Annotated in this window: 25 protein-coding genes; 10 read left to right on the top strand and 15 right to left on the bottom strand. The window is 50.4% G+C overall.

Going from position 1 to position 24,530, the window contains the following annotated elements; translation table 11 throughout:
- The first annotated feature begins 238 nt into the window (after window positions 1-238).
- A complete protein-coding gene (locus JHD79_RS03660) occupies window positions 239-2,332 on the top strand; it encodes an ATP-dependent endonuclease (protein ID WP_199117844.1) in 2,094 nt (697 codons plus the stop codon).
- Window positions 2,323-4,077: a UvrD-helicase domain-containing protein gene (locus JHD79_RS03655; RefSeq protein WP_199117843.1), complete on the top strand. Its 1,755-nt coding sequence runs from the start codon at window positions 2,323-2,325 to the stop codon at window positions 4,075-4,077. Before JHD79_RS03660 ends, JHD79_RS03655 begins: the two co-directional genes overlap by 10 nt.
- A 172-nt stretch (window positions 4,078-4,249) precedes the next feature.
- Here JHD79_RS03655 and JHD79_RS23105 read toward each other — a convergent pair whose 3' ends face one another.
- Window positions 4,250-8,116, bottom strand: coding sequence for a sacsin N-terminal ATP-binding-like domain-containing protein (locus JHD79_RS23105; protein ID WP_199117842.1), 3,867 nt, complete (start codon window positions 8,114-8,116; stop codon window positions 4,250-4,252).
- Window positions 8,117-8,342: 226 nt separating this feature from the next.
- Window positions 8,343-8,522: a hypothetical protein gene (locus JHD79_RS03645; RefSeq protein ID WP_199117841.1), complete on the bottom strand. Its 180-nt coding sequence runs from the start codon at window positions 8,520-8,522 to the stop codon at window positions 8,343-8,345.
- A 158-nt stretch (window positions 8,523-8,680) separates the two neighbouring features.
- Between JHD79_RS03645 and JHD79_RS03640 the strand changes: the two genes are divergently transcribed.
- From JHD79_RS03640 to JHD79_RS03605, 8 genes are all read left to right on the top strand, one after another.
- Window positions 8,681-9,058: a single-stranded DNA-binding protein gene (locus JHD79_RS03640; protein WP_199117840.1), complete on the top strand. Its 378-nt coding sequence runs from the start codon at window positions 8,681-8,683 to the stop codon at window positions 9,056-9,058.
- Window positions 9,059-9,100: 42 nt separating this feature from the next.
- Window positions 9,101-10,174, top strand: coding sequence for a DUF932 domain-containing protein (locus JHD79_RS03635; protein WP_199117839.1), 1,074 nt, complete (start codon window positions 9,101-9,103; stop codon window positions 10,172-10,174).
- Between the two features lie 51 nt (window positions 10,175-10,225).
- Window positions 10,226-10,633, top strand: a complete 408-nt coding sequence (locus JHD79_RS03630) for a hypothetical protein (RefSeq protein ID WP_199117838.1) — start codon at window positions 10,226-10,228, stop codon at window positions 10,631-10,633.
- A 208-nt stretch (window positions 10,634-10,841) separates the two neighbouring features.
- Window positions 10,842-11,444 carry a prtrc system protein e gene (locus JHD79_RS03625; RefSeq protein ID WP_199117837.1) on the top strand — a complete coding sequence of 201 codons (603 nt, stop codon included), beginning with the start codon at window positions 10,842-10,844 and terminating at the stop codon, window positions 11,442-11,444.
- A 27-nt stretch (window positions 11,445-11,471) separates the two neighbouring features.
- Window positions 11,472-11,690, top strand: a complete 219-nt coding sequence (locus JHD79_RS03620) for a PRTRC system protein C (RefSeq protein WP_199117836.1) — start codon at window positions 11,472-11,474, stop codon at window positions 11,688-11,690.
- 17 nt (window positions 11,691-11,707) lie between these two features.
- On the top strand, window positions 11,708-12,886 hold the full coding sequence (locus tag JHD79_RS03615) for a hypothetical protein (protein WP_199117835.1): 1,179 nt from the start codon (window positions 11,708-11,710) through the stop codon (window positions 12,884-12,886).
- Window positions 12,870-13,589, top strand: a complete 720-nt coding sequence (locus JHD79_RS03610) for a PRTRC system protein B (RefSeq protein ID WP_199117834.1) — start codon at window positions 12,870-12,872, stop codon at window positions 13,587-13,589. The genes JHD79_RS03615 and JHD79_RS03610 overlap by 17 nt, the downstream gene beginning before the upstream one ends.
- A complete protein-coding gene (locus JHD79_RS03605; RefSeq protein ID WP_199117833.1) occupies window positions 13,589-14,401 on the top strand; it encodes a PRTRC system ThiF family protein in 813 nt (270 codons plus the stop codon). The genes JHD79_RS03610 and JHD79_RS03605 overlap by 1 nt, the downstream gene beginning before the upstream one ends.
- Before the next feature lie 208 nt (window positions 14,402-14,609).
- Here JHD79_RS03605 and JHD79_RS22700 read toward each other — a convergent pair whose 3' ends face one another.
- The 13 genes from JHD79_RS22700 to JHD79_RS03545 form a co-directional block, all read right to left on the bottom strand.
- On the bottom strand, window positions 14,610-14,888 hold the full coding sequence (locus JHD79_RS22700) for a molybdenum ABC transporter permease (protein WP_233164544.1): 279 nt from the start codon (window positions 14,886-14,888) through the stop codon (window positions 14,610-14,612).
- Between the two features lie 88 nt (window positions 14,889-14,976).
- On the bottom strand, window positions 14,977-15,426 hold the full coding sequence (locus tag JHD79_RS03600) for a DUF3872 domain-containing protein (protein ID WP_199117832.1): 450 nt from the start codon (window positions 15,424-15,426) through the stop codon (window positions 14,977-14,979).
- Between the two features lie 11 nt (window positions 15,427-15,437).
- On the bottom strand, window positions 15,438-15,998 hold the full coding sequence (locus JHD79_RS03595; RefSeq protein ID WP_199117831.1) for a conjugal transfer protein TraO: 561 nt from the start codon (window positions 15,996-15,998) through the stop codon (window positions 15,438-15,440).
- Between the two features lie 22 nt (window positions 15,999-16,020).
- Window positions 16,021-16,908, bottom strand: a complete 888-nt coding sequence (gene traN, locus JHD79_RS03590) for a conjugative transposon protein TraN (protein ID WP_199117830.1) — start codon at window positions 16,906-16,908, stop codon at window positions 16,021-16,023.
- A 24-nt stretch (window positions 16,909-16,932) separates the two neighbouring features.
- Window positions 16,933-18,243, bottom strand: coding sequence for a conjugative transposon protein TraM (gene traM / locus JHD79_RS03585; RefSeq protein WP_199117829.1), 1,311 nt, complete (start codon window positions 18,241-18,243; stop codon window positions 16,933-16,935).
- Complete coding sequence (locus JHD79_RS03580) at window positions 18,230-18,517, bottom strand: nitrogen regulatory IIA protein (RefSeq protein ID WP_199117828.1); 288 nt, start codon at window positions 18,515-18,517, stop codon at window positions 18,230-18,232. Before JHD79_RS03580 ends, traM begins: the two co-directional genes overlap by 14 nt.
- Before the next feature lie 18 nt (window positions 18,518-18,535).
- Complete coding sequence (locus JHD79_RS03575) at window positions 18,536-18,961, bottom strand: hypothetical protein (protein WP_199117827.1); 426 nt, start codon at window positions 18,959-18,961, stop codon at window positions 18,536-18,538.
- A 12-nt stretch (window positions 18,962-18,973) separates the two neighbouring features.
- Window positions 18,974-19,597, bottom strand: a complete 624-nt coding sequence (gene traK / locus JHD79_RS03570; protein WP_199117826.1) for a conjugative transposon protein TraK — start codon at window positions 19,595-19,597, stop codon at window positions 18,974-18,976.
- A 21-nt stretch (window positions 19,598-19,618) separates the two neighbouring features.
- Window positions 19,619-20,614 (bottom strand): conjugative transposon protein TraJ, encoded by a 996-nt coding sequence (traJ, locus tag JHD79_RS03565; protein WP_199117825.1) that lies wholly within the window; start codon window positions 20,612-20,614, stop codon window positions 19,619-19,621.
- Window positions 20,615-20,616: 2 nt separating this feature from the next.
- On the bottom strand, window positions 20,617-21,249 hold the full coding sequence (locus tag JHD79_RS03560) for a DUF4141 domain-containing protein (protein WP_199117824.1): 633 nt from the start codon (window positions 21,247-21,249) through the stop codon (window positions 20,617-20,619).
- 21 nt (window positions 21,250-21,270) lie between these two features.
- Window positions 21,271-23,778: a TraG family conjugative transposon ATPase gene (locus JHD79_RS03555; RefSeq protein ID WP_199117823.1), complete on the bottom strand. Its 2,508-nt coding sequence runs from the start codon at window positions 23,776-23,778 to the stop codon at window positions 21,271-21,273.
- Window positions 23,775-24,107, bottom strand: a complete 333-nt coding sequence (locus tag JHD79_RS03550; protein WP_199117822.1) for a DUF4133 domain-containing protein — start codon at window positions 24,105-24,107, stop codon at window positions 23,775-23,777. The genes JHD79_RS03555 and JHD79_RS03550 overlap by 4 nt, the downstream gene beginning before the upstream one ends.
- A 10-nt stretch (window positions 24,108-24,117) precedes the next feature.
- The gene (locus JHD79_RS03545) at window positions 24,118-24,423 is read right to left on the bottom strand and encodes a DUF4134 domain-containing protein (RefSeq protein ID WP_199117821.1); all 306 of its coding nucleotides are present in this window, start codon (window positions 24,421-24,423) and stop codon (window positions 24,118-24,120) included.
- Window positions 24,424-24,530: the final 107 nt, after the last annotated feature.

The raw sequence follows: 24,530 nt of genomic DNA, 5'->3' as shown, positions 1-24,530 counted from the left end.
AGTAACTTTTATTTTATCAGAACGTATTTAGACTACACAATTGATAGATATCGTAAACGAGATCGTCCAAATTAAACGCAAGTATTTTAGGCATTTTTGCAAAGGATGTTTTTATAATTGTAAGTAAGACAATTGTTTTATAGTTTTGATTATACCCGTTACGGACTCTTCGCTATATGATGTTCGCAAAAAAAAATGAGGTAGTATTGAAGACGACAACGGCTAAAACCAACGCTCTATGTACATTTCAAAAGTTATCATTGAGGGATTTCGAAATTTCCCTAAAAACACTGTCGAATTCAATGATGGTGTAAACGTTATTATTGGCCACAATAACGCAGGTAAAACTAGTTTGTTAAAGGCGATAGCTTTGATCATTGATCAAAATCTCACAAAAAAACTCGAAATTGATGATTTCTCCAAGGCCGTTAGCATAGCAGACCTCCAGGCGAAGGCGCCGGAGGTTGTTATCAGTTTAGTTATTGACCAGAGTGAAGGCGAGGATTTGACCAGCGATGATCTAGTCACCGTAGCGGATTGGCTGGTTAAGCTTGATGCGCCCTATCAGGCCAAACTGACCTACAGGTTTTCACTGCCCTTTGAAAAACATGGAGACTACCATATCGCGCTCGCGGGATGTACAACCAAGCAAGATGCGTGGCTGGTAATCAAGCATGAGTTTTTAAGATTCTACCAGAATAAGATATATGGAGGTGAACCCGCGCTGAGGGTGATCGCAGACAGCTCCGCCCTTCAAAAATTCGACTTCCAATTCTTGACCGCGATCCGGGATGTGGAAAGGGACATGTTCACGGGGAAGAACACAATGCTACGGGACGTACTGGACTTCTTTATGGATTATGAGATCAAGTCGGCTGATGACGCTGTCAAGAACAAGGATGTCAAGCTTGCGGAGATCAAGGCACTTAAAGCCAGTTTTACAACTAAGGCAGGAGGACTTATTCAGGACCTGCAGACCAGGATGGAAGCGGGAAAGAAACATATCCTTTCCTATGCCACCCAGACTGGTGCTACCTTTAATAATGCCCTTCCTGATTTCGATGGGGCAATCTCCGATGTGGAAATGTATTCTGCCCTTAAGCTGATCATCGGCTACGCCGGACTCGATATTACCATACCCGCCACCCATAATGGCCTTGGCTACAATAACCTTATCTTTATGTCCCTGCTCCTTGCTAAGATGCAGGTCAATGCAGATGGCAATTACCTTGGAGGCAATGCGAAGGTCTTTCCGGTATTGGCCATTGAGGAACCGGAAGCACATCTGCATCCGGCCATGCAGTATAAGTTCCTCAAGTTTCTGAAGGAGAACAAGAACAAGCGTAAGGTTCGCCAGATCTTCGTGACTACCCACTCGACGCAGATTACCTCGGCGGTATCCCTTGATGAGATCATCTGCCTGCATAATGAAAAAGGCGTTATCTCAGCAGGCTATCCAGGAAAGGTGTTCCCCAATACGGCTGAAGGACAGGATGCCAAGGCGTATGTCCAGCGTTTCCTCGATGCCACGCGGTCAGATATGCTCTTTGCCCAAAAGATCATCTTTGTCGAGGGCCTTGCCGAAGAGCTGCTGATCCCCACCCTGGCCAAATACTGTGGTGAGAATTTAGAAGACCAACATGTGGCCGTCGTGCCCGTAGGTGGCCGTTTCTTCGATCATTTTCTTACTCTGTTCGATACCACCAATTCCTATGCGATACCCAAAAAAGTGGCGTGTCTTAAGGATCGTGATCCTGAGCGAAAGGAAAATGCTGAAAGTTACTATGAGTCCTGTTATCCCTATCGGTACGAACAGGATAACGCAAACTACGTTTATCGGGACCATTTGGCCGCCAAGATTGCTGCATATAGCCGGCACCCTAACATCCGATTCTTTGGTCAAAACCATCCCAAGGGCAAGACTTTTGAGTATGAGCTAAGTTTAGTCAATATTGACTCGAAGCTGCTCATCACAAAATCAATCGCAAACAAAAAGGAATTAGAGGACCTGGTGGATTTGTATGCACAGGCAAAGCCGACTGCGGACCTGCTTAGTCGATTGGGAAAAAGTAGAGCAAATGAAGATCTAAAAGATGCTATCATTTCGCTTACGGCACCCGATTGGACAGACGATGATAAAAATAAGGCAATCATTGCAACCCGTTACCTAAAATCCGTGGGCAAGGGCGAGAATGCATTGGAACTTGCCAACCTCCTCGAGATCAACCTTGGTCTTCCAACAGGTGCACCAGCAGGTGCGGCTACGCCAGTTCAGCAGGCCTTTAATGTACCCAGTTATATCAACGACGCAATTGTTTGGATATGCCAGTAAATACGATTACCTCGAACGATAGCATCGATATAGAACTGCCATTCAAGATCAAGGCTGGCCCTGGTGCCGGGAAAACACATTGGCTAGTGAACCATATTAAACATGTACTTGCGGAGTCGAAAAGATTGAGCAATTATCGAAAGGTTGCCTGCATCACCTACACCAATATTGCTGTTGATACGATCAACAGTCGCTTGAATGTCGGTACAGAGCGGGTGGAAACTTCAACCATCCACAGTTTTATTTACAACAATATCATCCGGCCTTATATGCATTTCATTGCGGATGAATATGAGTTCGAAGTGAAATATATGGATGGGCACGATGACCATATAGTTTCAAGGAAATATGTCAAGGAATGGATTGACGCCCATCAAAACGTCTCAAGGCTAAAGAGCCCTTGGATGCCGAATCAGCTAATCAAGATACCAGGCAATATTAACGCCCTAAAGAATTGGCTGGCTTCCATTCACTTTAAATTTAATGGGGATAATCTGGAAATTGCTGTAGACAATACTAAGGCATTTGACTATGAAGCTAGTACCGGGCTAAATAAGATAAAATGTCTTGACATTCTCTTCCCAGGGCTTATGGACTATAAAAAGATATTCTGGAGGAAAGGATGGCTTCACCATGAGGACGTGCTGTTTTTTGGATACCAGCTCATCACAAAATACCCGTTCATCATTGTAGTACTCCAGGCTAAATTTCCCTATTTCTTTATAGATGAATTTCAGGATACCAGTCCCGTACAAACCGCTATCGTAAAGCTCTTGGCACAAAAAGAGACGATAGTTGGAATTATTGGTGATAAGGCTCAGGCAATCTACAGTTTTCAGGGCGCTGCTGTAAGTGACTTTGAACGGTTTTCGCTTCCGGGTCAGCAGGAGTTTGTCATAAAGGACAATAGGCGGAGTACAAATAAAATTGTCGATGTACTCAACTATCTTCGGAGCGATATCACTCAGAATCCCTTGAGGCGTGATCCTGGTGAAAAGCCGATTATCTTTGTCGGAAAGCAGGACGAGGCTTTTGAAAAGGCACTGGCGATTTGTGGAGCAGAACTACTGGTCACGCTTTCACGAGACAATGTTACAGTGAACGCTATGAAAAGGCTCTACAATGTTGATATTCCAACAGTCAATCTCTTGGACAAATTATATGAAAAAGATACTTCTTCAGACCGTAGGAAGATCATTGTTCGTACAATGAAATCCGTAGAATTGGGGGTTGAGAAAAACTTCAAGGCGGCGATCAAAGAGATGGAGAAGAGTTTTTTGCATATCACAGACAGTGGACTAAGAAGAAAAGCTGCGTTCCATCAGTTGGCCGTGCTGTTATCTGAAAGGAGCTCCTTTGAGGGTGAACCGCTCTTTAAGTTTTATGAACTCGTGAAAGCCAATATAAGTCCGAGCATGCCAACTCTTACAAGAGGGGGACCTAGGGATTTTTATGATCACCACAGCTATCAGCAAGTAGCAGTGTTCGTAGATACCGAAAATAAAGTGCTGGAATGTAAGACAATCCATAAAGCGAAGGGCGACGAGTTTGAGAACGTACTGGTTGTGATGACCGGTTCACAAGACGTTGGCTATCTAACTTCCCCAAACCTAAACGTAGAAGAGCAGCGTGTCAGATATGTAGGGATCAGCCGAGCCAAGGGTAGACTTTTCATCAATATTCCTACGCTAGACGTTAGTCAAGAAGGAAGCCTAAGTGGACTATTTAAAATCATACGATGTTAATCGAATTGATTTGATTGAAAAAAACACTTCACATTATTTAATTTTTCAGAGTAGTTACGAATTAATAGAAGCATGATTAGACATACCATCACCTATTCTTTCGTAGATGTATCTCAAACAAATGGCAATTTTTCCATTAGAGCGATGGTTTTTTCAACTTTGCCAACAGAGGCTAAGGAAGAAAAATCTCCATTGGAAAATCTAATAGTTTCCCCGTTTCTATTTCGCGCCTGATATTGTCATTTATCTCTAATCTGTTGTATTTGGTCAACCCTGCACCATAGACCCGGAATATCGAATAGTTATTTCCATGTGCGAACATTTGTTTCCATTCCTCTAAAGATAATTTTATCATTTCCTTTGTCTGCGAAGGCGTGCCTTTTACTTCTATGCACTTAGGGATCCCATTTTCCTTAACTGTAAAATCGTAAGGAAGATAACTTTCAGAATTCTCGTTATGCCAAATTATCTCTGTAAAACGTTCGGAATTCTCATGAAGGTATCTGTTAACATATTCTTCTGACCATCTTCCTATGTCTATTTTAACCTGCGAATTCTCAATCGGCTGGTATGTTTTATTCGTGCTAATGGTTACTTGCGATAAATTGTTTACTACCGCAGTAACATTTTTGAAGTTAATATCCTCTACATTCAGCTCTGGTGTAAATACATTTTCAAAAGCGATATCAACACCGGTAAAAGGACTTTCCGCATCAGTGTGATCGATTGAAGCTTCGACGGCGGCAGCTTTAAATAAGTCATCTCCTTCACTGATTTCACTAACTGGATATCCCTGTTCGGTAAGCCATAGGTGTATGTCCTTTGGCGAGAGCTGCATGACCAACCCGAATTCTCTTGCCATGCCTTCCATGTTCAAAAGATCACATAGACTACCGCTGAGACTATACACGGTAATCGGAGAATTCCATTTGCCTGTAAAATAAAATTCACCAGATTTTCCTGGCCAACAGTCTATTTTGGAATCTACAATCACCTGACCTTTGTCCTTGTAGACCAAGCTAAGGGAACTTGCATTTATGAACGTGGTGTTCTGAAGTGATGTGACGATCCGTGAAAGTATTTTACGATAATCCTCTGTACTTTTCTTAGAATAGATGAGTGCAAGGTGTGGTGTACGCTCCAACAATGCCTGTCGTATTTCGGTATTCTCGATAGCGTCGACAGGAACAAACTCCAATAAATCTTCCGTGATCTGCTGAAGGCCAAAAAAGTCAGCGAGTGCGCTGATCTCGTCTTTCGAACGGGATGCCACTTTAAGAAATCTATTGGAACCCATTGGCGGCTGCGTATTATGTAAGCCAAAAACATAAAGGTCACTAACCGGCTGAAAATTGTTGTCCGTGTTAAGGAGACACCCACTAGCTTTCCATTCATTTATCGTAGAACGCAATAAACGCACCACGTTGGTAGGTGTTCCGGTCAGCTGATCATATATCGAAAATAACTGCCTGTTGGTTTCACTGCCCAGGGGCTCAGAACTGATTAGACCAAGAAGCTTCAAACACTCCTCGGGGCTGATATTCCTTTTGAATTTGAAAAAACTCAATTGTTCCACCGTCATCGATACTGGGAGGTCTGCCACAGGAAGATGTTTTCCGATGACAGATTTTAATGTGGGCGCAAATACATCGCCACACCTGTAGCATTTTCCATCTGTACACGGAATACATTCAAAATTTTCAATGTAGTATTGGATGTAGCTCGGAACAGTGTCGCTACCACCGAGACGAAAGTACTTGGTGATATCGCATTTTGATATGAAATTATCCCAATTATCCAACATTTTACCCCAAAAAAATTTGGAGAAAGCCGGTTCGAGCAGGCTTAACCTGAATTCTATCGAAGTGTAATTCTGTATGTAATGCTGCCCGCTATTGCGCCACGGATGGTACAACGACGGATATGCCTCTATTTTATCTAACCAACTAAAATATCTGCTGGCCTCTGGATGTTGCCTCTCGAAAGCTTGTCTTTCTATTTTTTCTTCAATAAGCTCAATGGAGATATTTTCCCGCACTCCGATTTTTTTGAAGAATGTTTTCCAGTCCAAGACATCTGCGCTATCTTCTATGTAGTCGTTCACCAAAAAATTGGCATGAGGCAATACCGATGAGAGCTTTTTTTCAGGAACATAATCATCTGAGAAATAGCATTGGCTTGGAATTTTTAGACCGTTTACGGTAAGAACCTCCAACATCCGCAAATCAGAGTAATCTTTGTCCGAAAGCTGTTTTGCCCGGAACACTTTAAAGACAAAGCGGGTGACGGCCATTACATTTTGCTGATTTACACCACCGTTTGCAATCATCGGAATAATAGACTTTTTAACTACTTCCAGATCAGTAGGCTCCCGCACCCCTAAATTTTGGAGCCATACCAAGACTTGTGGTGCGGAGGCATAGCGGGCCAAAATGTCCGCATGAACGTAACTAAGGCTGAAGGCGACATCGGCAACCGCAGTCTGCGCGGGAATGAAAATCTCTTTCGGCGTTTTGTACTCTCCGGATTCGTCCATGATAAATGCCGCCGACTCAAGCGGGAGCAGCCATGTCTGGTTTTTTCCGTTGAGCGTTTTATTGTAGAAGAATCTTATTGTTTCAATAGCACCAGCAACATCATTTATAGCCTTCGATTCGATGAGCCCAAGAAGCTCGGGAAAGGTAAAGGAAATGGCCCCCAGCGATTTTAGTTTGGCCTGATTTTTCAGACGTAAGTCTAAAACGTTATGTGTTCCCGTAATTTCTAAATACCCTGTTATTGTAGAGGGCCGGAAGTATTCAGAAAAGCCGGGATTATCTACTATCGCCGCTTTTATCACAACGGTACGTCCTTCCTCATGCTGGACCGGTAAAAAATCAACGGTTGCCGCGGCGGCCTCCAAGCTTTCGTTATATGCAAGGTCAATTACCGAATCGGAGTAATCCGGATACTTGCCGTTTAGTAAACTGAGCACATCAAAGCGGTACTCGGTATCCTGCAGCTCCCGGAACCATTCCAATTGGCGTACCGCAATTTCCCTAAACAGAAATTCGTTCCAGATATTTGGCATTAATTCAGTGCGTTCGGCATTTGTCAAAAAGTCCCCATTGATAAGGAACGGAAAATCCTTTTTCGCTTTTGTCGGAAGATATGAGTAAATAACTGCTCTTTCGACCGGCACGATCTGCTGGTCTTTAACCTTTGCAGCAAAAGTAAGTTTCGTCGCTTTTGCTTCTTTTAGTTTCTGCGGGCACGCTGTCTCGGACAGATCTTTGAGTTTTAAGGACAACGCATCATTGATGGCCAGATCCATCGTCTTGAGTATCCAGGAACTCTCCAACCGGCCACCGTTATAAAGATCTACCACACCGTCCGCGACTTCTTTGGTAACCTCAAATATTTTTGTGTCCCCATCGAAAAGCGTGACCGTTTTGACCTTCCTTAGAAAAAGAATTATTTGGCAATCCTCAAAAACATTGATAATCTCCTTCTTGATGTTTTTACGGTCGCTGATGTGAATGATCGTATTGACCCGCTTTTGGTCGTAACACTCGGCGACCTCCCTTGCCGGCTGATCCGTCCAGATCGGCACCACCTGCCAAGGAAATTCTTCGGAACCGTGATAACCCTCAAAATTCTTATCAAACCGAAAAGAAAAGCCACCTGATACTATGTGCGCGTAATCGGATGACCCAAAAACTGATTTGAAGCCAATTCCCTTATAGCCCGTTTTTTCGACGTTTTTGTCTTTTTCACTGGCCCGGTTACCAATGCCCGATATACCTTGCACGTCCTCTTTTGTGAAGTGTTTGCCGTCGTGGGAAAACACCAGATAGTTCTCCAATAATTTGAATTGAACATTGATGGGGCTTCCATCGGAAGAGGAGTCATCCGCATTTTGAAGCAATTCAAAAATGAAACGGTTGACTTCGCCGAAGACTGTTTTGGACAACACATTCAGCGAATGGGCAAGGTCCCTGGAATTGCTGTCGTTTTTAGCTTTTTCCTGATGTATTTTATCAACGAATTCTTTGTACACGAGCCTTTTAATTTAGATTCTATATCGTGAATATAGATAAAATATGAATTTTAACATAAATCAACGTCCATTATGCATCAGATTCGATAGCAATAGCAACTCTCCACCCGAACACTCATACTTTGACCGCTTCGCTCCCCTTATCCAGCACCATATTTCGCTATCCGCTGGAACGACCGTTCCCTTCTGATCCCATAGTGCGGGTTACGGTATCCATCCGCTTCCCTTATTTTTTATAGTAAAGCCCCGTATGCTCTTGTCCCATTTCAGGAGCAAAGGTAACTCCGTGCCCGTGACGCACAGGCAAGGCCAAGTCCTGCGGATTTGCCAAAAAATCTCCACCCATCCGGGTCGTATTTTCCGACAAAGCCTTGCCAGCGCTGGGCACTAACCTTTTTATGCTCATGAAACGAAACATAGCATACTCCGAACCTTTACACGAATAAAAAAAATGTCAGCACTGGAAAAAATATCGAAAACGGCAAAAATGAAACAAAACAGCGCCCCCTCTCCATTGCCGAATAATAAATCAAAAAAAAGTATTCACAAAAAAAAGCAGAAAACATGAACATCATCGGACGAGTGACATCGGATGCGCAGGTGCGCAACGTGTCGGAAAACAGGCAGGTCGTGAATTTTTCGGTAGCCATCAACGACAGCTACCGCAACAAGGCGGGCGAGCGTGTCGAGCAGACGACCTACTTCGACTGTGCCTACTGGCTCAGCACCAAAGTGGCCAAAATCCTCACAAAGGGAACGCTCGTGGAGCTCACGGGCAGGCCGAGCGCAAGGGCATGGACGTCGAACAGCGGGGAACTCCGTGCATCGCTGAGCTTCAACGCCTCGCAGATAAAAAAGCACGGTGGCGGTACAACAGCAGAAACCGCAAAGGCTCCCGCAGACAGCGACGGTGACATGCCCGAGACAGACTTCCCTTTTTAACCCAATCCCTTAAACAATTATCAAACTTTAAAATATTTCATCATGGCACATAATATCAATTTCAACGAAAAAACAGGGCGCTATTCCTTCTTCAGCGTTCAGCAGAAAGCTTGGCACGGATTGGGGCAGATCGTGGAACAATACCCGACCAGCGCCGAAGCCATCAGGCATGCAGGTCTGGACTACGAAGTCGAAAAATCCCCGCTGTTTGCCAAAGGTTCGGGCATTACCGAAACTACCGACGGTACGGAGATCGGCAACACCGAACTTGAAGTTCCCGACTATTTCGCTACCGTCCGCACCGACAGCAACGCAGTATTGGGCGTGGTGGGCAAAGATTACCACATCGTGCAGAACCGCGAGGCGTTCAACTTTTTCGATGCCATCGTGGGCGGTGGCGACGGAATACTGTACGAGACTGCGGGGGCTTTGGGAGATGGGGAACGCATCTTCATCACAGCCAAACTGCCCGGCTATATCCGTGTGGGCAACGGCGACGACGTGACCGAAAAATACATTTTCCTGACCACCTCGCACGACGGTAGCGGAAGCATTACCGCCGCATTCACGCCGATCCGCATCGTCTGCCAAAACACGCTGAACGCCTCGCTCCGAAACATGAGCAACGTGGTGCGAATCAAACACACCTCGGGTGCCAATCAGCGATTGGAAGACGCACACAAGGTCATGGGACTGGCCAACACGTTCAGCGACCAATTGGAGGGCATTTTCAACAGTTGGACGAAGGTGAAGGTAACGGACAGGGAGGTAAGAAAGCTTATCCAGTTGGCACTTTGCCCAAACACGGAGACGCTCAACCTCATCAAAAAAGGTGCGGAAAACGATCTTTCCACCGTATTTAAAAACACCGTTGAGGATGCCTTCGCCTATGCGATGGTGAGCGATACACAGCAGATGGACACCACAAAGGGCACGTTGTTCGGAGCCTACAACGCCGTGACGGGCTACTACCAAAACGTAAGAAACTACAAGGACGATGAAGCCAAGTTGCAGAGTATTGTATTGGGCGGCACTGCCCAACTGAAATCGCAGAAGGCGTTCGACCTGTGCAGTGCGTTCGCCTTGGACGGTGCGGAAATACTGAACCTGAATTAGATGACAACAAGCTACCGCCCCAATCGGCGGTAGCTATAAAAAATAAATGATATGAAAGCTTTAAGCAAAATGGACAATTTGGACAAGGGGCAACTGCTGTGCAGGCTCTTTCCCGAAGAACTCGAAAACCTACAGCAGGCCGTAGAAAAACAGTGCGGCCACTTTCTGCAAAACGAACAGGCATTCCGCACGGCATGGCATCGGCAGGCCTTTGTGACGGCGGAGTTTTGGTACAGGCTCGTACAGGATGCCGAAAAGCGCATCGGCAGGTACAAAAAGGAACTGTGCAGACGCCCGAGATGGTTTGCCGACCATTTCTTTGACGGCTACAATGCGCTGTTCACGATATACGGCCTTGTCGAGTATGCGGATACGGCAGACTGCAACGCCCAACTGAAACAGGCCGTCCACCTGCTTTTCGGAAACGAGAAACTTCTTTCGATAAGCTCAAACGGGTAGCCCAATGCACATAAAGGACATGGACGGTTGCCTGATCGAGGTAACCGACCTTAAGGAAGCGGTCCGCATGGCCAAACGGTATGCAGGGTATCGCCACGGGGAGACTGTCTTTTCAGACCTCGACAAAAGGCTAGCCGCCTATTGGACGGACATGCACGAAAAATTACGGGCGATAGCGAATGATTAGCGGACAATTAAATACAGCAATATGAACACAAATTTTTTCACCCAGATAGCGCAGTTGGATTTTACGGGAAACCTGCAACTGACAATGGCCAAAGGCATGGGCGGCAACCTTGTCGTATCGGTAATGCTCCTGAACGAGCAATGCGGGGACGTTGCCAAGAACGGCATCCCGCCGTTGACGTTCAACACCACTCCTCAGGAGTTCGACGAAGGATTTTTTGAGCGGATAACAGCGCCCGTGCAAAAGGTTTCGGGACTTATGGTTGACATGGAAAAATTCCTGAAGCAACTGGAGGAGGTCAAACGCCAGTCGGCAATGGAAAAGGAAAAGGCCGACAGGCAGAAGAAAGAGCAGGAAGCCAAGGACAAGAAGTACACGGGCGCAATGGCAAAGGTGGATGAACTCGAAAAAGAGGGCAAGTTCCGTGAGGCGTGGATGAAAGTGCCCGACATAACGGAGTTTCCCGAAAAAGCGGACGAGATACGCAAACGCAAGACCTCACTCTCCGACAGGTTCGCCACACCGAGCCTGTTCGGGGCAATGGAGACGGCAGTACCCGAACCGCCAAAGGCGGAAGAAGCTACTGCCGATTATACCGTCGATGAATCGGACGGGGAAGAATAGAATTGTTAATCCAAAAATCGAAGAGTTATGTTATTGGCAACACAATTGGAACGGGTATTTATACTCAAGGACAAGGAACAGGACATCAGGCTGACCGACCCCGAACCACGTTGGAGCGTGGAGGCGGTAATGAATTTTTACGCCAATCTGTACCCGATTTTGACCACCGCAAAAATATCCCCACCGCAGATCAGGGACGATGCGGTCGAGTACAGATTTGAAAGCGTAATGGGTACGAAAGGTTGAACACAAATCACAAAACGATGAACTATGCAACCAAACATTATATCGGGAACCATCAGGTTGCCCCAAGAAAAACGACAGCGGCAGTTGCACCGACAGTTGGGCGAGTTCGCCACTTGGCTACAGAAACCAAGGGACGCGAGCCACGTGCTGAAAGACGGACGGAAGTCCGTACCGGTGGCAATGCTGCCGATGGTATCCTAAAGTGCAGGTTCCTGCCCAAACTGGAAAAGACACCATCCCTAGAGGATTACCGGAGAACGGAAGCGGATTTTTATGCGTCCCTTTCCAGACTTGCGGGGCATTACGGCATTGACCCGATGCAGACCAGCGATTTTGGTTTCCCCTACAATATGGCCTTGGCCATGTGGGATATGGAAGCCAAGGTCAAGCGTACCAACAAGAACTGCGTCGGCATCAGATTGGTGCGGGAAGACAGCAAAGCGTCTTTGGTGAGCGAGGAACGGTGCGATGTGGGTGCAACCCTGTTCTACGTTCCCGTCGTACCGCTCTTTCTGATGCTCAAAGACCCAAAGCGAAAACGGGCGGCACAGCTACTGCTGTCGGCATGCAGTTACCTCTACCATATCGCCGACGTCCCGTATTACAGGCAGGAGAACAGCTATCTGTACTGGCAATATGAGATGCACAGGGAATGGGTGGAACAGGACGAGGAAACCGACGCCACCGAAATCTACAGAAGTGAACTGGAGAAAGCCGAACATATCGGGGACAGTATGGAACGAAAACTTTTCAACCGCATCAACCTGCGGGTTTTCGGACAGCGTTTGGACCGATTCAACAGCCGTGACGCCTTCGATGCCGACTGTTGGCGGGTGGCCCGCAACGCTTTCGCCCTCTATACCGAATACCCCACGGCGACCATTTTCAGGAATGCGCCCGTGCACGATGACGACCACGACGGCTATGACTGCGAAAACGAAGCCGTCGCGATGGAAAAGTACATCTCCTTCGTTGCCGATACCAAAGGGTGGCTTTACGAAAGCCTTAACGATAGCATCTCCAGCGAGTTCAACGAATACGGTGCGATGGAAGAGCCGACCCTTGTCAAATCCTTCGACGCAAGGGAGATTACGGCGACAGACCTTGATTTCGAGAACCGCCTCTTTGCCCTTTTGGATGACCTGTGTTCACTGTTTTACGATTACAAAATGGAAGAAAATGGAAGACTCAACTGACCTGACCGAAACCTTCGGCACGCTGTACCAACCAAAATCCCTCTTGGTCTTTTATGAAGCCAAAGGAGCCAAAGCCGACACCTACGTAGAGCATTTCGATATGGACGGCAACGGTATGCCCATCAACGCCCACCCGCTGACCGTAAAGGAAGCCAGCGCACTGGCCAAGGCATTGCAGACCGATGGGCAAAAGAACAACGCGTTTTTAAGGCCGAACGGGATTTTGCCGACAAACATCCTGCACATCGATACCCGAGAAAAGGGCAAGGTGCTTTGGTACACCAAGGCAGGGCAACGGCAACTGTATTTTGTGGAAGGCTTGGGCATACCCAACGGAAAAGCGCACGTCCCGGCGATGCTGTGGTCGGCCGACAAAAACAGCCTTTCGGTATTCGCCTTGGCAAGCGACAGGAGGCCGACGGAAAAGACGCCCCTGCATTACGCCCCCTTTTTCAACATTTATGAGGACGGCAGGGTATGCATGGGAACGGTAAGCGTCGAGATCAAAAACTCGGCCTCGGTAGAGGAATTCGTTCAGGCGTGGGAGCATTATTTTTTCCATTCCTATTTCAGCCATTCGCTGTGCCAAAACCTGACACGCAAAAACATTGTAAGCCTTTGGAAAGGCCTTGTCGATACGGACAGCCCCTTTCCGAAGGAAATATTGAAAAAGAACAACAAGACCCTTAAAAAACTACTGTGATGAGTACGCAAAAAACGGCAGTCCATTTCACGGACAACTATCTGCTCAATCCGACCAACCCGATTTCGGTAAACCTCATCGGGGCGGGCGGAACGGGATCAAAAGCGTTGACCGCCCTGATGGAAATAAACGAGAGCCTGATTGCCTTGGGACATGCGGGCTTGCAGGTGCGCCTTTGGGACGACGATGTCGTGACCGAGGCCAATTTGGGCAGACAGCGATTTTTCGGATGTGAAACGGGGCTGTACAAATCCGTTGCCCTTATCAACCGCATCAACCGTTGCGTCGGCACGAACTGGAAGGCCGAAACGGTAAAGTTCGGCAAGGACAGCGTTGGAAGGCTGCCCGAGAATGCGAGGGCAATCATCACCATTACCTGCGTGGACAGCGTACAGGCACGGTTTGGGGTTGCCGAAATCCTGAAGGAACTGAAAGATGGCCACCGCAGGCACCACCACGACGAGCCAAGATACTGGTTGGACTTCGGCAACGGCCAACATACGGGACAGGCGATACTGTCCACCGTCGGGGAGATCAAACAGCCCCGCTCGGAAAAGTACCTTACGGTGGCAGGCCTGCCGTTTGTCACCGATGAGTTCGGGGAACTGCTCAGGCAGTCCGAAGCGCAGGACGACACCCCGAGCTGCTCGCTTGCCGAGGCCTTGGAGAAACAGGAACTGTTCATCAATTCGTCACTGGCACAGATGGGCTGTTCCCTGCTATGGAGCCTTTTCCGCTATGGCATGACCGAGAACAGGGGCTTTTTCCTCAACCTCCGCGATTTTCGCTCACATCCCCTTAAGGTGGCCTGACAAGAAAATCGGGCGGCAAAAAGACGCACCCTTCCTGCGGTCGGGACAGCCTTTTTGCGTGTCAAGCGGTGCAGCCCGTTGGGCAGGACGTGGCAAAAGGAACGTCCTGCCCAACGGGCTGCGGCCTATGGTGTGGGATGTTCCGCATCCCGATACTTATTTTGGCGCATAAGTCACCCGAAACGGACGGTAACGAAATGCTGCCCATTTATTTTTGTTTGCCTGTCCCGACGCTTTGGACTGTCTTTTCTTTCGCCTCTTTCTCGCGGGAATACACCCATAGCGACAACAGCCCGAAGATGATCAGCCCATACGCTATCCATTTTCCGACCCTTTCCAGAAGGGTAACGGCAACGGACTTTTCATAGGAGGAAAAGCCCTGCCCTCCCATGGGTCCGCGCCGATAGAATCTCCTGCGGTTGATCCAGTAGCGGAGGCCCAGGCCCGCAACCAAAAAGATGATCCCTATGACCAATGATGACACCATAAAAAACACGTTGGTTCAATAGTTTGAATTTACGAAAAAGAAATTATTCCAACAAAAAAGTCCTGCCGGATGGCAGGACTTTCCGGCTTTAATCGCTGCTGTTGAAGGCGAAGCTCAGTTTCCGTTCGTTGCCGAAATTGTCCGAGATCCAGACGTCAAAGGACTGGGAAACGGTGGAATGTGAGGTGTAGTAAAGCCTGAACTGTTCGGCTGGCAAGGCGTAGAGGTCGTTGGGCAGATATGCGGGATCACCGTAATGCCGCAATGTGCCCTGTCCGTCGAACTGGAAGTACCGAAGGAAATACCGCGTGTTGCTGTAATTCCCTTTGCGCTGTATGGTAAGGCGTATCTCTACCGTCTGCCCGTTGGCTACCTCCTTGGGAACCGGCATCACGCCTACCTCAAACGGAAAATCGTTCTGTATTTCGAGGTCGTCGCCTTTGCCGCAGGATACCAGGGAAACGGAAGCCGTGAGGATGGCCAGGGTCAGGCCAACCGGCATCAGTTCTGTTCTGAGTGTGTTGAATAGTGAAGTCATTGTGTCTAGTTTTAAAAATTGAACCTTAAACCCACGCCCGCCGACGGCCGCAACCGTTCCAGGTCGGTACCCCAAAGGGCCTTGGCACGCCCTTGAAGGACCAGCACCAGGCGGTCGCACAGGTACGTTTCAAGAGTGAGCCGTCCGCCGGCCCCGAAGATGAGGCCCTCCCGGCTCAGTATCGCCGCCCCGTCATACAGCGTCGCCCGGCCCCGATTGATGCTTTCGTAACCCACAACAGCGGTGATTGCAACATTCAGCGTAATGTTCTTACCGGCATCGCCCAGAAGGAAAAGGCTGTAGCCGCCTTCGGCGGTATAGGTCTCCTGCGGTATGCTTAACTCTTTGTAGGCGTGGTATCGGTGCGTGTATTCCAAAGCCCAAAGCTGGTAGTTCCCGTTTTTTCCGTTGACAGTCATGGCCATGTTGACATAGTAGTCCTTGCCGATTTTATCGTCGGACAATACGCCCGCATTCACTTCCAGTCCTTTCTGCTTGGGTAACATCCGTTGCGCCTGCGCGGCCATGATGGCCATGAGCAGGAGCGTCAGGGTATAGATATGCTTTTTCATGTCTGTCGTCTTTTGGTGATCGTTAAAATTTCAGGTGCATCTTCCCAACAGGACGGGCTTTGACCAAATCCGAATTCTCGACCTGGAGGCGCTGTTGCCTGCCGCCGTTCTTCTCGAAAATCTCGATCTGGAGCACCTTGTCGTCGGCTATGGTGAACTGATCGAGCAGGAACACGTTCCGCTGGGTGGTGTTTCCGCCGATGCTCTCCAAGGGCCTGTAGGTACGAAGCGGCATGAGCGGCCTTTCCTGCACCACGGTTCGCTTGGCCACCTTTTTGTCCACGACCTTGAAATTGACGAAATCGATCTGGAAGGGCACATTGCTGCCGTTTGCCAGCTCGGTGTGGAAATAGTACTTGCCGTTGTGGATGTAAATCCCTTTAAGGGTAAACCGGATGCCGAAACTTTTGGCCCCGATGTGCCTTACGGTGCGTTTGTCCTTTTTGTAAATGGTCTGCATCAGCAGCCCGGCCAGCGATGGGGAGCTGTCGCCCAGTTCCCCGAAAAGCACGTCGTTCGCCACGGCCTTCTCCGTGGCCTTTCGCATCTCCACCAAGTCATAGCTCAGCGCCTGGGGATACGGGCTGTAGAATACGTCGAAGCTGTAAAAGCGCCCGTCGTCTGTAATGACCGAAAAGTTGGTCTCGGGGCCGAACCCCTTTACTGCGGCCTTTACGCGAAGTACGTTCGGCGCATCCTCGGCCTTTGCCGCAATCAGGTAATCACTGCCCAGATCCACGTAACGGATGGCAGCGGGGAAGATCAAATGGGAGGTCTTGTCGTAGGTGACCTCCATCTCATAAGGGGCGATCCTGCCCAGGGCAAGCGGGGCTTGCTGTGCAAAAGACGCATCGGCAATGCCGACGATCATCAGGGCGGTTGCCCAAAGGGTTTTCAAATGGTTTTTCATTGCTTTATGTATTTGCGTTCAACATTATTTTTTGGAGACAAGGAACACCTGATACCCGGCTTTCAGGGTAACTTTCGGCGTCCTGACTTTTTTGGAGAAATAGCCCGAGACACCCTGCACCACCCCACGGCTGAGATCGGCGGCAACCTGTTGGCCCGGCGATTGGGTGAGCATTACGCTGGTTCCGGAAGTCTGGCCCATATTGCCGGCCATTTCCGAGAGGGCGCTGAGTTCGGGCGAATACGGCACGTAAAGGCCCTGCTGTCCGTCGAGGTCGTACACGGTGATGTCCACCGGGACGATGTTGCCCCCGATTTCCATGGACGTGACCTTCAACTGCAGGCGTCCGGCCTGTAACTTACCTGTGGCCGTCAGGATTGTTCCCCCGGGAATGGTACGGTTTGGGGTTTGGGCGGGCTCCAGCAGGCGCAGGCGCACCACGCCCTCGCCGATAAGGGTGAGCGTTTCCTCGATGCGGGCCCTCACGCTGTTTCTCGGCTGCGACGCCTGCCCTAAGGGCCCAGCGGTATGGAAATCCCGGTTCATCTCCCGGGAAGAACCGGCCAGAAAAGAGCTGTCCGCAGGCCCGCGGCGCAAGGCCGATACGGCGTTGTTCCGCACCGGGGTTACGGCCACGAAATATTCTTTCTGCCTATTGGCCGACGCGCTGCCGGCACTCTCGTTGCCTTCGGCTTTTGTGCCATTGGCGGTACCGGGCAGATATTTTGCGGCCATCTGGTAGGACTTCTCCATCAGTGCCAGTTGGTCCTGGGCGGTAATTCCCGCAGGTATGTCCTTTTCGGCCAGTTTCTCCTTGAGTTCCTCGAGCTGTTTGCGCAGCTGCTGCGTCTCGGCATTGTCTTCCCGGTAAAAGGAACCCAGCGTACTCTGCGCCTCGCGGTAGCTGTTCAGTGTCGGATTGCCCGATCTGCCCGAATGCCCATTGCCCTGTTCGTTTTCGGGCGAGCCCTGTTGGCCGTTTTGCGTACTGTCGGTGTTCCAGTAATCCGAAAGGGAGGTCAGTGCCTTTCGTTTTTCCTGCGCTTTCTCTTCCAGCATTTCCTGCTCGTAGGCTTTTTGCTTGTCGGCCTGCATGCCCGCTTCACTGGCTTGGGGAACGGCATCGTTCAGGCCGATGTCCCCGGTTTTCTTCTGGTTTTGGGACGGTTTGAAGATCAGGTACATGCAGCCCAGAAACACGACGCCCATCAATGCGAATATCAGGGGCTTCTTAAGGCGTTCCCTGCTGCCGTTTTTATCCTCCGGCACATGGGAGGTTTCGTTTGGGTCGTCCTGCCCGAGGCGGATGCTGACCTTTTTTTCATTTTCTTTCATGACTGTTGTTTTTTAGGATTGTTGACGAAGTGTCCTGCGGCGATGCGGGACTTTTTTTGTTTTTGGGGACAGGGTTTTCGATATGTTCGATGGCCATACCGTTGCCGGTGTTCGCCGTGTCGTGCCACACCTCAAAAATGGCCACCGCGGTAAGCAGCAGATAGCCCGTAAAGAAGTACAGCGTGTAGCGGCGCTGCGCCCCGACGGGCAACGCCTGCCAGCGCTCTTGCAGCTGGCCGGACCACCTGTCCAGATTTTCACGTATCTTTTTCATGTTTTAAGTATCTAGGGATTACAGCTTGAAGCGGTTTTTTACGGGCGTGGCCTGGCGTTTTGCCGTATCGGCCACCATCGCTACGGCCTCGGTAGCCTTGGGCAGCTCGGTTGCGGAAAGCCCGGTCAGGGTGGCCCGCCCGACGGGTTGCCCGTAGCGGTCCGTTTTGGTTATCTCCATCTTGAGCAGATCGAGCTTTCCCTTTTCGTGCCTCACCCAAATGCTGCATTCCACACGCGGCTTGTCCTCTCCCGACCATTGCAGGTAGCCTCGCAGGATGAACCTGTTGCTTTGCGGTTCCAAACCTTTCCCGGAGCTTTCCATGTACCGGCCGAGGCTTTCCCTTATTTTGTCGGGATAGGCCGCCTGGGTGGTAAAATAGCCGTCGTAGCCTTTCTCGGTGAGGATCTTGGCGAAAGTTTGCAGATCATGTTTCTGTTCCATGTCCTCTCGTTTCTAGCGTTCGATCACCTCTAGGTCCTTGTTTTCCAGCACCGCAAATTTTTCGATATTGAAGCCCTGCGGGTTGCTGTCCGACCGCACGGAGTTCACCAGAAAGCAAGAGGTGACCAGGTTTCGCCTGGTCACGTTGCTGGAGCGGATGATGAACTGTTTGGCGTAAGTGCGCACCGCATAGGGATAGGTGTCGAAATTGCAGACCACGCTGTCCAGCTCGATGCGCTGCTGCACGTTTCCCGATATGATGCGGTTGTAGTAGCCTTTTTCCGAAAGGTCCCTATAGTAGTCGAAGGCACTTTTGTCGGCAAGGTTGAAGGCCCGTTTCATGTTGCTCTCGATGGCATTCTTGTCGGGTGCCAGCGTAAAGAACAGTTCATGGAAACGGCGCACGTGCTCGCGGGCCTCCACGGGGCGGTTGATGGAGGCGTCCTGCGAGAGGGCCAGCATCAGCGATTTCCCGTTGTCCAACACGTAGACCTTTTGCCTTTGCAGTTCGGCAAAGCGGTAGGATTTCCATACCGCGTATCCTGCCACGGCGGCGCAGAGCACGGCAAACACGATGGCGTAGAGCCGGATCTGCCTGAAGCTGTTTTCAATGTTTCTTAGGGTCTTGAATTCCATATGTTTTTTTGTTTTCTGGGTTTACCTGTTCATGAGCCTGCCGCCGATGTTTCCGGCAACCGATCCGGCCCCGGCTCCGGCTATGTTCCCGGTTTTCATTGCCGTCTGGTTGACGTTGCGGGTGAAGTTGCCTGCCCCGCCGGCCTGGATGATCCAGCCGGTAACGGTCGGGATGGTGAAATAGCCCACGATGCCGATGACCATGAAGATGATGTAGACCGTATTGGAGGTGTCGGGTATGAAGGTCGGATCGGCCAGCATCTCGATGTCCCGCTCCAATATGAGGGACTGTATCCGGGCCAGCATCGAACTGAACAGATCGGAAACCGGCAGCCACAGGTAAACGCTCACGTAGCGCGTGAGCCATTGGGCGAGCGTGGACTGGAAGCCGTCCCATACCGATATGGCGAAGGCAATCGGCCCCAATATCGACAGCACGATGAGAAAGAACGTCCGTACGGTATCGATGACAAGCGCCGCCGCCTGGAAAAGTATCTCCAGAAGGTTGCGGAACCATTCCTTTATCGCTTTCTCCATCCGGTATTCCTGCCTGTCCATATACATCCCGGCCATCGTCCCGATGTCGGAAGGCGACCAGCCCAACTCGTCGAGTTTCTTGTCGAACTCCTCATCGGATACCAGATAGGCGGTTTCGGGGTTTCGGACCATCGCCTCATATTCCAGCCGGTCCTTTTGCTCCTGGAGCTTGTTCAGGTCAAGCACCTGGCCCTCGAGAATGCCATGGGTGCCGGTGACCACCGGGCTGAGCACCGCATTGATGGTCCCCAGCACAACGGTCGGAAAGAACATGATGCACAGGCCCAGGGCGAACGGCCGCAACATGGGAAAGACGTCGATCGGTTCGGCCCGGCTTAAGGCCTGCCAAACCTTTAGGGCCACATAGAACAGTGCGCCCAGTCCCGCCAGGCCTTTGGCTATGGCGGCCATGTCCGCCGCAAGCGGCATCATGTCGTCATAGAGCGAGCGCAGGACTTCGTGAAGGTTGTTCCATTCCATGGCTACCAGTATTTTTGGTTGGCGGTTCCATAGAGATCGAGCACCCTCTTGGCATCATTTTTCTTTTTGGCGCGCAGGTAGCTCACCGAAATGTTCTTGTTGGTGTAATAGCGCACCAGGCTGTGGTAGTCCTTGACCTCTTTGTACACGCGGTCGATCACGTCCATGCGTTCCTTGTCGTTGAGGGAAAGGTCGCTGGCCGTCACGATCTGCCGAAGTTCCTTGAGCAGCTCGGTACTCTCGCTGAGTAGCGCCGCGTAGCCGTTGCCGATGGCCGTGAGTTCCTGCGGCGTGAAATTGGGATCGTTCACCATCTTGCCGAAGTTGCTCACGTACATTTCCGATACGTTGCCCACCAGCAGTACGGTCTGCTGCACCTTTCGGGCGTCCTTTACCAGATTGCTCACGGCCTTCAGCTTGTCGTAATAGGCCTTGCCCTGCTCGTAGACCTTCTTGACCTCGTTGAAGTTCTTGATCACGTTGGAAACCGTGGAGGAGGTCTGCACGATCTCGTTTGCGCTGTTGAGGATGCCCGAGGCCAGGTTCGCCGGATCGGTAACCACGAACTGCGCTTTTGCGGAAGGTGCGACGGCAAGGATGCATGCCGTACACACCGATAGGATTACTCTTTTCATTGTGTCTGATTTTTAAATGGGTTAATATTTGTTTGTTCGCTCACGCCTTTGCAGCGCGATACGTTTGATGGCCTGCTCCACATTGCCCCCAAGTTCGGCGGCGAGCTGCATGACCTCCATCTTTTCGGTCTCCTCGGTGGTGTAGGCCAGATATTCCTCCAGGCTTACCTCGGTGGCATATACCGCCGAGTGCGTACCGCCCAATCCGATCCACACTTCCTTGTAGAGCCGAGAGGCGTCGTTGTTCATGTTGATGGACAGGATCTGGGATTTTTCCTTTTCGGTAAGGCCCAGCATGGCCTGAATGTCATCGAACTTGTTCATGTACTTGCGTTGGTCGAGCAGGATCTTGCAGTCGCTGTTGTTGATGATGCTCTCCTTTACGATGGGCGACTGGATGATGTCGTCCACTTCCTGGGTCACCACGATGGCCTCGCCGAAAAACTTCCTGACCGTCTTGAAGAGGTACTTGATGTATTCGGCCATGCCTTCCTTGGCGATGGCCTTCCAGGCTTCCTCGATCAGGATGAGCTTGCGGATACCTTTGAGCCGGCGCATCTTGTTGATGAAGACCTCCATGATGATGATCGTCACGATCGGGAACAGGATCTTGTGGTCCTTGATGGCATCGATCTCAAAGACGATAAAGCGCTTGGAGAGCAGGTCCATCTGGCTGTCGGAATTGAGCAGGTAATCATATTCCCCACCTTTGTAATAAGGCTCCAGCACGTTGAGGAAGTTGGCGATATCAAAATCTTTTTCCCTTACCTGTTTATCCTGGAGTATGCCACGGTAATCGCCCCGAACATATTCATAAAATCCGTTGAAAGACGGATATGCCTCATCGCCTTTGATACGTTCTATGTAACCGCTTACCGCGTTGGACAGGGCGACTTCCTCCGAGCGGGTCGGCGGTTCGTCATCGCGTTTCCAAAGGGTAAGAATAAGTGTTTTGACACTTTCCCTTTTTTCGATGTCGAACACACCGTCATCGGTATAAAAAGGGTTAAAGGCAATGGGATTGTCTTCGGTATAGGTAAAGTATATCCCGTCTTCACCTTTCGTCTTGCCTTTTATGAGTTCACACAATCCCTGATAGGAATTACCGGTATCGACCAGCAGTACGTGTGCGCCCTGCTCGTAGTATTGCCTGACCATGTGGTTGGTGAAGAAGGACTTGCCGCTTCCCGAAGGCCCGAGGATGAACTTGTTGCGGTTGGTGATGATGCCGCGTTTCATCGGCAGGTCCGATATGTCCAGATGGATCGGCTTTCCGGTGAGCCGGTCGGCCATCTTGATGCCGAACGGCGAAGGCGAATTGTGGTAGTTGGTCTCCTGGGTGAAGAGGCACAGGGCAGGTTCGATAAAGGTGTAAAAGCCTTCCTCGCTCGGGAAATCGCCCGCATTGCCGGGCATGCCAGCCCAGTACAGGGTGGCCGTGTCGGTAGTGTTGTGGCGGGGTTTGCATTCCATCAGGGCCAGGGCGCTGCCACAGTCGTTCTTGATCTGTTTGAGTTCGGCGGCATCTTCCGACCAGGCCATGATGTTGAAATGAGCGCGTATGGATGACAGACCAAAAGAATGCGCTTCATTCAGGTAGCGTTCAATCCACTCCTTGTTGATCTGGTTGGCTCGGCTGTAGCGTGCCAGCGAATGCATGTTCCGGGCCGACTTCTCAAACTTCCGCAGGTTATCCTCGCTGTTGTCCAAAAAAAGGTACTGGTTATAGATGTGGTTGCAGCTTAGCAACAATCCCACTGGCGCAGCGAAGGACAAAAGGCAGTCGCTTCGGTCGGTGGAAAGTTTCTCGTAACGGGTATCTGCCGATACCGTCGCGGGCAGGTCGTCCGTATCGGAGAGGGTGTGCAGGCACAGCCTCTTGTTGCCGATACGGACCTCTTCTCCCCCCAGGGCGATGTCCTGCATCGGCGTTGCCTCGTCCCTTGACAGGGTGAGGTACTGATCCAGCAAGCCCTGTTTGCCGTCCGTGCCGACCATGTCGTCCTCGTCCAAACGTTCCAGTTTCACAAAGCCGCTGTCGTTGATGATGCGCTCGAACTGGGCCACGGCTTCCATGAAACGGTGGACGGCTTCCCTGTCCCTTATTTCCTTCGGGATCAGCGTGCCCTTGCACAGCGAGGAGAAATTGCTCTGCATCCGCATCCGCTCCCTGGTGGTCTTGGTGAGGAACAGGTAGCAGTAATGGTTAAGAAAAGGGCGCTCGTTGAAATGGCGCTGGTAGGACTTGGCCAAAAAGCTCTGTCCGTCCTGGGCCAGATCGGGCGCATAGTTTTCCTTGATGTACCAGTCCTGTTTGTGGACGATTGAATAATCCGGCAAGGTCTTGACGGCCTTGTGCCAGGCGGCATGGATGGCGGCGTACTCCGCCGAGGCGACGGTGAAGAGTTCCGGAAGGTACACGCGGAAGCAGGCGGTGATGTCGGCATCCTTCGAGATGATGCAGTTGTGTTCCACCGCCAGCAGAGGGAACCTGCTTTCGAGTGTCGTGGTTTTTGCTGCGTTTCTCATACGGCGGCGGATTTTGGGGTGACCTTGAGATAGCGGCGTGGTGCCTTGCGGCAGATGATATACCTTGGGTGCCGTTTTTGGGCGGCAAGCTTCATCAGCCCGTGCTGGCCGTACTTGGCGTTGAGCGCGAAGGTCTGCCAGACGATGAGCGACGCGCCGCCTGCCCCGGTTAACAGGCACGCATAGGCGTTCGCGCCGGCCATGTAGAGGATCATCACCAGGATGAGCGTTCCCAGCAGGCCGCCGGCGAAAATGAACAGGTATTGCGCTTTCAGGCCCTTGAACTCCACCGTCCTTCCGATGCCCTTGTTGATGTTGTAGTTGGTCATATGGCAAGGATTACAGGAAGAAGGAACGTAGGATTGTGGCGGCCACGATCAGGAAGATGCAGGCCCCGAACCAGCTGGCCGCGGTCTTGGAGGTGTCTGGATCGCCGCTGCTGAACTTGTTGTAGACCTTTACGCCCCCGATGAGCCCGACGACTGCGCCGATGGCATAAATCAACTGGGTGGCGGGATCGAAATAGCTGGTGACCATCTGCGTGGCCTCGTTGATCCCGGCAGAACCGTTTCCCTGTGCGAGCGCACCGATTACCGACAGGCACGCAAGGCCCGTCAGCACGACTTTTTTGCTTTGTTTTTCCATGATTGAACTGAATTGGTTTTATCGCTTTTCCCGCTTCACGCGGGCTTCGCAACAAAGGTGTGATGGAAAAATGCGCGCTGTAATGATGTGTCCTTCAGTGGAATTAC

Origin of the sequence: Pedobacter sp. ASV28 (genome assembly GCF_016428855.1) — a bacterium.
Classification (GTDB): domain Bacteria; phylum Bacteroidota; class Bacteroidia; order Sphingobacteriales; family Sphingobacteriaceae; genus Pedobacter.
Note: the sequence above shows the minus strand (reverse complement) of the source record. Positions and strands in the feature narration are given on the sequence as shown.